Origin of the sequence: Microbacterium azadirachtae, from assembly GCF_000956505.1 — a bacterium.
GTDB classification, from domain to species: domain Bacteria; phylum Actinomycetota; class Actinomycetes; order Actinomycetales; family Microbacteriaceae; genus Microbacterium; species Microbacterium azadirachtae_A.
Genome location: NZ_JYIX01000016.1, coordinates 23,382 through 31,328 on the forward strand (window position 1 = coordinate 23,382; position 7,947 = coordinate 31,328).

Genomic DNA, 7,947 nt, shown 5'->3' on the forward strand with positions numbered 1-7,947 from the left:
ACGACGTGCCGCGCAGGGCGGGGCGTTCAGGAGACCACTGTACGATGATCGCTAGCTCCCGACCGACGTCTCCAAGGAGGATCGTTGCGCATACTCGTCGTCTGCTCGGATGCGGACATCGGGGGCGCCGAACGACTCCTCGCCACGCTGGCGTCCGCGCGGCGCTCCGAGGACCGGCTGGCACTCGCCGTCCTCATGCGGCCCGGCACCCTGAGCGCCCGGCTAGAGGCGTCCTTCGATGAGGTCCACTACCTCGGCTTCCCGCCGACGTCCCGCAACCTCCCAGGGATGGTGCGCGCCCTCCAGCGCGTCGCCCGGGCGTTCGAGCCCGATGTGGTCTGGTCCAATCTCTTCCACGCCGACATCGTGACCGCCCTGGCCCGCCTGCGCGCGCCCAGGGTCACGACGGCGCACACGCAGAAACTCGGCCCTCAGGATCATCCGCTGACCCGGCTCATCGCGCGCGCGGTCGGACTCCTCTCCTTCCGCTTCCAGGCGGTGGTGCCGACGAGCGACAGCGAGCAGATGACGGACTTCCTCCGTTCGCTCGGCATGCGCAACGTCCGTCCGGCGATCCTGAACACCGCGCCGCTGCCCGCGGCGGCCTCCTTCCGCGTCGATGCCAGGCAGTTCCTGTCCCTCGCCCGGAATCACCCGGTGAAGGGGCATTCGGTCCTGTTCCGGGCCTTCTCGGACATCGCGGACGACCATCCGGAGTGGAGCCTCGTGGCCTACGGCCCTGGCGTGACCGCCGAAGACCCCGCCATGGCGCGGGCGATCTCGGATGCCGACGCAGACGAACTCGTGCGTGCAGGGCGGATCCGCCTCCTGGGCCCCACGGACCGCCCGGAGGATCAGCTGTCCGAGGCCGCCGCCCTCGTCATCTCCAGCCTCTACGGCGAGACGTTCCCTCTCGTCGGGATCGAGGCGGCCGGCGCCGGAGTGCCCGTCATCACCTCCGACCTCGGCAGCTGCGCGGCGTTCGCCGATGACCGCCGCTATGCGGTCCGGCCCGGAGACGCCGCCGCGCTGGCAGCGGCCCTGGCCGCCTATGCGGAAGCCGGCGATGCCGAGCGCGCGGCGCTCAGCGACACCGCCCGCGCACGCAGCGAGAGGGACTACGACCCCCGGGTCGCCTACGAGGCCTATCGCGCGGTGTTCGCCTCGCTGGTGCGGACGAAGGCAAAGGAGCGGTGAGCGGCGGCACTTCCGGCGTGCTCTCACGCGCCGTTCTGACGACGGGCGGGATGGCCGCGCAGGGCATCGCCCGGCTGCTGTACACGGTCGTCATCGCGCATCTGGCCGGAGCGGGCGCCGTGGGCGACACGAGCGCGCTGCTCTCGGTGATGGTCTATCTGTCGCTCATGCTTCCGGCCGGCCTCGGCATCGGCGCCTCGCGCTACCTCCCGCTCGGGGACTTCTCCGCCGTGGCGATCGGCGTGCTGAACCGGTGGTTCTGGGTGTCGTCGACGCTGCTCGCCCTCGTGGCTGCGCCGATCGCGTTCCTGCTGACCCAGGATCCGTACGCCGCGATCGGCTGCGCGATCCTGACCTGGAGCTACAACGCCTACGTCTACACCCGCGGCGTCCTCATGGGCGAAGACCGGATCCTTCGTTCGCTGATCGCCGACGTCGGCTCCTCCCTGCTCGCGATCACGGCGCTCGTCGCCGTCCTCTTCGCCGGGGCGAACTGGGCGCTCCTGCTGCCCCTGGCCGTCGGGTACGCGGTGTTCGCCTTCTTCGCCCGTCCGCGCACCCGCCCGATGCCCAGCACGCCGGAGCAGCGCGCCATGCTCGCGCGGTTCGTCCGCGACGCCACGATCGGCGCCCTCGCCACCGGCGGCCTGCTTCCGGCGACCATGGTCTTCGTGCGCGCCTTCGACACCCCGCTCCAGGCGGATCTGTTCGCCGCGGCGCTCTCCCTCGCGACGCCGGCGAACATGATCTCCCAGGCCCTCAACCAGGTGCTGATCCCGCATTTCGCCAAGCTCCACCTGGATCCCGCGCTCATGCGGCAGTCCCATCGCCGCATGGTCATCGCGACGACGGCGGCCTTCGTCGTGATCTTCACCGCCATCATCGCGCTGTCGCCGTTCATCCTGTCGATCTTCTATCCGCAGAAGTTCGTCGACGGAGCGGGCGCCATGCAGGCCCTCCTGGTCGTGGTCTTCTTCATCTCGACGACCTGCGCGTCGGCGGCCTACCTGGTCTCCGCCGGCCGGCAGAAGGCCTTCGCCCTGATCTGGCTCACCGCGCTCATCGCCGGAACCGTCGTGATGGCGGTGTTCTCGCCGCTGTACGGCATGTGGGGCGCGCTTCTCGGATTCGCCGTCGGCGGCGTCGGCGGCTCGGTCGCCGTGATCTTCGCCGCGTTCCTCACCACCGCCCCTTCACCGCTCTCCCCCGCCCTGACCCCCTCGGAACGAGAAGAACCATGACCCGCCTGTCACGACTGCTGATCACGCTCCTCGCCGGCCTGGCCGTGTTCCTCTCCCTGGGCGCCTGGGCCCTGAGCTCGCCGGTCGGCGCCACGCCGGACGAGGAGTTCCACCTCGCGAGCATCTGGTGCGGAAGCGGTCCGAAGGAGGGCATGTGCCAGCCGGGCTCGGACGCACGGCACTGGTATGTGCCGAAGAAGGCCGTCGATGCCCCCTGCTACGCCTTCAAACCCGACAAGAACGCGTCCTGCCAGGGCCGCAGCTATCTCGACGAGGGATTCAAGCTCGAGCAGACCAAGCACGTCAACGCCGGCTCGACGCAGTACCCGTCCGGGTTCTATTACTGGATGTCCCATCTGGCGAGCGACAACATCGCCGTCTCGACCATCGTCATGCGGTTGGTCAACGCGGCGCTCTTCACCGTGCTGCTGGTCGGAACATGGCTTCTCCTGCCCCGACGGCTCCGCTTCTCCCTCTCCGCCGGGGTCGCGCTGACCGCGGTCCCTCTGGCGATGTTCCTGATCCCCTCGGTGAATCCGAGCAGCTGGTCGATCATCTCCATCGCCGTGATGTTCCCCGCGCTGCTCGGCTACTTCGCCGCCAAGGGGTGGCGCATGTACGCGCTGGGCGGCATCGCGCTCCTGACCGCTTTGCTCGGGCTGGGCGCGCGCGGCGACAGCGCGGCCTACGCGATCGTGGGGGTCTGCGCCGCACTCGCCCTGTCGTTCCGCAACGAGCGCGGCTTCTACCTCCGTGCGCTCCTCCCCGTCGTGATGGTCGTGCTGGCCGCCTTCGCCTTCCTCGGCGCAGGACAGACCAGCCTGGCCATCAACGGCATGGGCAAGTCGCAGTCCACGATGTCCACCACGGACCTGATCGTGGGCAACCTCCTCGCGATGCCGGGGCTGTGGTCCGGCATCTACGGACTCGGGTGGCAGCTCGGCTGGCTCGACACCGCCCTTCACCCTGTCGTCTGGGCGTTCGCGATCTTCTGCGTCCTGGGAGTGCTCTTCGTGGCGCTCCGCTGGCGCGGGTGGCGCAAGCTCGTCGCCGTCGTGGGCGTGGGCGCCGCCGCGCTCCTGGTGCCCCTGTACATCCTCGTGTCCAGCCGTGTGCTCGTCGGGTACGAGGTTCAGCCGCGCTATGTCCTGCCCCTGATCATCCTGTTCGTCGCGGTCGTGCTGGCGCCGTCCGAGGATCCGCGGGGTCGTGACCGCGGGGTGTCGCTGTCGAGCGCGCAGATCTGGACCATCGCCGTGCTCCTCACCGCGGCGAACGCCGTCGCCCTGTACGACAACATGCACCGCTACACGGGCAGCGGCACCCTCACCCTCCGCGGCGCCGTCGCGTGGTGGTGGCGCGGCGCGACCCCGTCGCCCCTCGTGGTGTGGCTGATCGGCAGCGCGGCGTTCGCCCTGGCGATGGTGGTGTTCGCGCTGACCGCCACGAGGCGCCGCGCCGAGCTCGGCCCGCTTCCCGAGCGCGAAGGCGTCCGTCCCGCTCCGACCGAGCCATCGATGGGGACGGAGCCGTCAGACGGTTCCGCGCCGAGCGCTCAGCCGACGGAATCGCGCGAGGCCGCGTCCGCTTCGGCGTAGATCCGCTTCCACGATGCGGCGTCGGCGAGCTCCGGCGCCGCATCGCGGTAGCGCCGAGCCAGCATGGGCCAGGCGAGTCCGATGCGGATGCGGAGCCATGCCGAGCGCGCGAGCAGCGAGAACGCCTCGCGGCGCGATCTCCGCAGGCGGAAGAAGCCCTTCCCCGTGGCGCTGCGCAGCTCGACCTCGTCGGCGAGACCGAGGCGCCACCACTTGCCCTGCGCGCGCGCGACCGGCTCCGGCCCTGCGGCCGAAGGCCGCACCGCGGCCAGCTGATGGGCGAGCACGCGCAGCAGGCGGCCGGCCTGGGCCCGCGGTCCCCGAGGGGCGGCGGGACCGTATCCTGAGCCGCGTCCGGAGGCCCGGCTCTCGACATCGGGATGGACGCCCTGCCCCGCGTCCACGAGGATCCGCTGCGCCCGCGTCCTGCCCTCCCGCAGCAGTGCCGGAAGGTGCTCGGGGCCGGTGAGGATGTCCTGCAGTGCGATGTTGCGCAGGTGCACGGAGCCGTACTGCAGGCAGAGGATGTGGTTGACGTCCTGCGCCCACGTCGCGGACAGGACCCTCCTCGGGCGGCGCTCGTGCACGAGTGCCGTGACCACGCGGTTGCGCAGCTGATGGTAGGCCTGCCAGTCCAGACCGTCATCCTTCGATGTCCACGGGATGTGCCAGAGCGCGGCTCCTGGCACGGTGATCGTGCGGTGACCGGCGGCCGCGGCCCTCATGCCGTACTCGGCATCGTCCCATTTGATGAAGAACGGCAACGACGCTCCGACGCGCCGGATGGCGGCGACGGGGATCAGGCACATCCACCAGCCGTTGAAGTCCACAGGGCGGAATCGCCGCAGGGCCGGCGTGCTCTCCAGCGGGCGCTCCGCGAGATCGGCCGAGGAGAGTTCCGGCTCCACGGAATGCCACCACATCGCGCGACGGTCCATCTGCTCCCCCATGGAGTGCAGCACCGTCGGCTCGAGCATGCTCAGCATGTGCGCGCCGAGCAGCGGTGCGCCGACGGAGACGGCGGCGAGCGCGTGCAGCCTTCGAAGGGACTCCGGCTCGACGCGGACGTCGTCATCGAGCAGGAGCACGTGCGTGACACCGGCATCCTGCGCTTCGATCATCCCGCGGCTGAAACCGCCGGAACCGCCGAGGTTCGCCTGCTCGATGAGGCGCAGCGGAACGTCGTTCGCGAGGGCGGATCCCGTGAGACGCGGCGCGATCGGGTCGCTCCCCTGATCGATGACCACGACCTCGGCGATCGTGTCGGCCAGCTCGTCGCCGCCCAGCGCATCGAGCACCTGGACGCAGTCGTCGACCCGGTTCATCGTGGTGATCGCGACGAGGATCCGCACGGGTGCGGGATGAGCCGGCACCTGCCACTCCCCTGCGCTGACCCGCACCGGCGCGTCCGCGGCCTCCGTCTCCAGCCAGGCCCAGGTCAGCCCCTCGAAGAAGACGCCGGTGTCGAGCACCAGATCGCCGCTGCCCCGCACCTCCGCCAGCAGGTGCGGCGCGCCCTCTGCCGCGATGCCGTAGAGGCGATGCGTGCCCTCTCCGTCCGCGGTGAGCCGCAGCGTCGCCCTGTCGATTCCCCCGGCCTCGGCCCAGATCCCCGCAGGGAAGGCATTGAAGTAGGTCGCGAACGAGGCGGCCCCGTGCGGCGCGATGCGCACGGCATCGCGCCCTTCGACCTCCGCGTCGCCGCGGAGATAGAGCGCCTTCGCGTCGGCGGCGATGCCCCCGGTCGGGAAGACGAGACGCTGTGCGACGATCGACGCCGTGTCAGCGCCCACGCAGCCGCCGCCATCCCTTGCGCGCCGCATCCGTGGCATAGCTCCCGAGCGTCCTCTGGGCGGCGAGCTGGCGTTCCACCTCGTCCTGGACGTACCGCGCGAGGTACAGCGGAAGCCCGTCGCCGTGCGCGGCGACGAAGGAGCGCAGAGCCTCATCGCGGATCATCCGGTCGTAGCGGTCGTGCTCGTCCGCGAGCACGAACATGCTGTTCCCGAGGATGCCGTCCTGTCCGCGTCGCTGCATCCAGAACGCACGGACGGCATCCCGCAGATATCCGATCGTGCGGGTCCGCAGCACGCGCAGGTTGAACTCCCAGTCCTCCGCGGCGTGCACGTCCTCCCGGTAGAGCCCGACCTCGTCGTGCAGCTCCCGCCGATACACGTAGGCGATCGGGACGAACCTGTTGACCTGGAGCATGTCCGCGTAGGTGATGCGCGCCATCTCGCCCCAGAACGGCTCACGGCCGGTCTCGACGATCCGGTCTCCGTCGATGCGCTCGTAGACGATCTCGGTGCGGCTGACGACCCCGGCGTCCCCCGGTTCGCGATCGAGCCAGGCCACCGACGCCTCGAGGAAAGTCGGATCCCAGAGGTCGTCGTCGTCGTGCAGCACGACGTACTCGGTCTCCAGCGCGAGGATGCCCGCGTTGGCCGCGGCGGAGCGCCCGAGGCCCTCGTTCCGGTGGATGACGGTGATCCTGGCCCGGTCCGCGGCCGGCAGCGCGTCCACCAGGCCGTCGACGGCGGCGGGATCCCCTCCGTCGTTCACGACCACGGCCTCCCAGCCGTGCAGCGTCTGGCGGCGGATGTCGCCCAGAGCGCGTTCCAGGAACATCGGCCGATCCTTGGTCCTCACGACGATGCCGACGCGAGCGGACGTTTCAGGCAAAGAGATCTCCTGTGTCAGCCGGGGTTTCGATGCTCGAAGGCTACCATTGCCCCGCCTGCGAACCTGCGGCGAGCGCATAGACTCCCAAGCGTGCTGACCCGCCTTCGAGGACTCTGGCGCTCCGCGCGTTCCCTTCCCCTGCTGCGCGTCCCCCTCCTGGCCGCCGACCGGTTCTGGTGGGCGAGGACGATCCGCCGCGCGGACATCGTGGACGTCTCCTACGCGGGGCTGCAGCTCGGACGCCGGGTCTCCGCACGCGCAGCGGTCCGCGCCTACGTGTCCGGCGGATTCCGCGAGGGGCTGACGCTCAACCCGCTCTTCGCCGAGCGCCTCGTGTCCGCGCAACTGCCCGACTCCGATCGCGTGCCCGCCCTGTACGCGTACCTGGTCACGGATCCTGCGCGCATCGAGACGTCGCTGGCGTGGGATGCGCCGGCGTACGCGTTGGCACACGCGTCCGGCGCCGGCCGAGGCCCGCTCGCCGACGCCTGGCTCGCGCTCCGCTCCGGCGGCGCGGTCGTACTGCGCGGAGGCCGGAGCGCCGACCTGGCCGCGCTCCACGGCAGCGCCGCGGACGTGCTCTCGGGCCTCGGGCCGGATGCGTCGCCGGCGATCCCCGCCTCCTCCGCGATCGTGATGACATGGGAACTGGACGGAGAGGACGCCGACGGAGACGGCCTCCGCGCCCCGCTGGCCGTCCTCGGCGCGCCCGACGCCGGGTCGGAGCCGGATCCTGCCGTGTCGGGGCCCGTCGCCCTCATCATCGCCATCGCCGATGCGACACCGGCCGTCCGACTCCAGGCGTCGCAGCTCGCGCTGGGAGATCCCCGCGTCCTGCTGCACGATCGGAACGTCCCTGCCGTGGAGACCACCGGCGACGCCGTGCTCGTCCGGCGCACGCCCGGCGCGCTGATCACGGCGAGCGCGATCCGCGCGCTGATCACGGCGGCGCACTCGGCTCCGACCGCGCCGGTCTGGCTCGCGCCCGACGGCTCGATCGCGTCCGCCGGACTCCTGACGCATGACGGTGCGCCCTACCGGGCACTCGCCTCTCACCCGTGGGAGGACGCGCGGGCCCTGGGCGACGTCCTCCCGGTCGCGATGCTCGACGCGCCCGTGCGGGCATCGCGCGCGGGCACCGTCGGAACACCGCGCACCCTGCTCTCCGCGACCGTCCTGGGGCCCGCCCCGAGCGGGGTCGCCCTCCCGCCGGCCCCTTATCCACATCT

The 7,947-nt window shown here is 71.1% G+C and carries 6 protein-coding genes; 4 read left to right on the forward strand and 2 right to left on the reverse strand.

All coding sequences use genetic code 11. The annotated features are described in order from the left end of the window. The first annotated feature begins 84 nt into the window (after nt 1–84). Genes RS86_RS00945 through RS86_RS20245 form a run of 3 tightly spaced genes read left to right on the forward strand, consistent with a single transcriptional unit; the run spans nt 85 to nt 4,036 of the window. Nucleotides 85–1,197: a glycosyltransferase gene (locus RS86_RS00945; protein ID WP_045270331.1), complete on the forward strand. Its 1,113-nt coding sequence runs from the start codon at nt 85–87 to the stop codon at nt 1,195–1,197. Continuing rightward, nucleotides 1,194–2,438, forward strand: a complete 1,245-nt coding sequence (locus RS86_RS20240; RefSeq protein WP_045270332.1) for a lipopolysaccharide biosynthesis protein — start codon at nt 1,194–1,196, stop codon at nt 2,436–2,438. Before RS86_RS00945 ends, RS86_RS20240 begins: the two co-directional genes overlap by 4 nt. Continuing rightward, nucleotides 2,435–4,036, forward strand: coding sequence for a DUF2142 domain-containing protein (locus RS86_RS20245; protein ID WP_045270333.1), 1,602 nt, complete (start codon nt 2,435–2,437; stop codon nt 4,034–4,036). Before RS86_RS20240 ends, RS86_RS20245 begins: the two co-directional genes overlap by 4 nt. Here RS86_RS20245 and RS86_RS00960 read toward each other — a convergent pair. Then, complete coding sequence (locus RS86_RS00960; protein ID WP_052679995.1) at nt 3,994–5,829, reverse strand: glycosyltransferase; 1,836 nt, start codon at nt 5,827–5,829, stop codon at nt 3,994–3,996. The genes RS86_RS20245 and RS86_RS00960 overlap by 43 nt on opposite strands. Continuing rightward, nucleotides 5,819–6,796: a glycosyltransferase family 2 protein gene (locus tag RS86_RS20545; RefSeq protein WP_268747824.1), complete on the reverse strand. Its 978-nt coding sequence runs from the start codon at nt 6,794–6,796 to the stop codon at nt 5,819–5,821. The genes RS86_RS00960 and RS86_RS20545 overlap by 11 nt, the downstream gene beginning before the upstream one ends. A 12-nt stretch (nt 6,797–6,808) precedes the next feature. On the opposite strand from RS86_RS20545, the gene RS86_RS20550 reads away from it, so the two are divergent. Next, nucleotides 6,809–7,947: hypothetical protein (locus RS86_RS20550; protein ID WP_045270334.1), on the forward strand; the 1,139-nt coding region annotated here is incomplete at its 3' end.

Coding starts and splice junctions, on each gene's coding strand:
- RS86_RS20245 (WP_045270333.1), top strand. CDS start 2,435: ATGACCCGCCTGTCACGACTGCTGATCACGCTCCTCGCCGGCCTGGCC.
- RS86_RS20545 (WP_268747824.1), bottom strand. CDS start 6,796: ATGCGCTCGCCGCAGGTTCGCAGGCGGGGCAATGGTAGCCTTCGAGCA.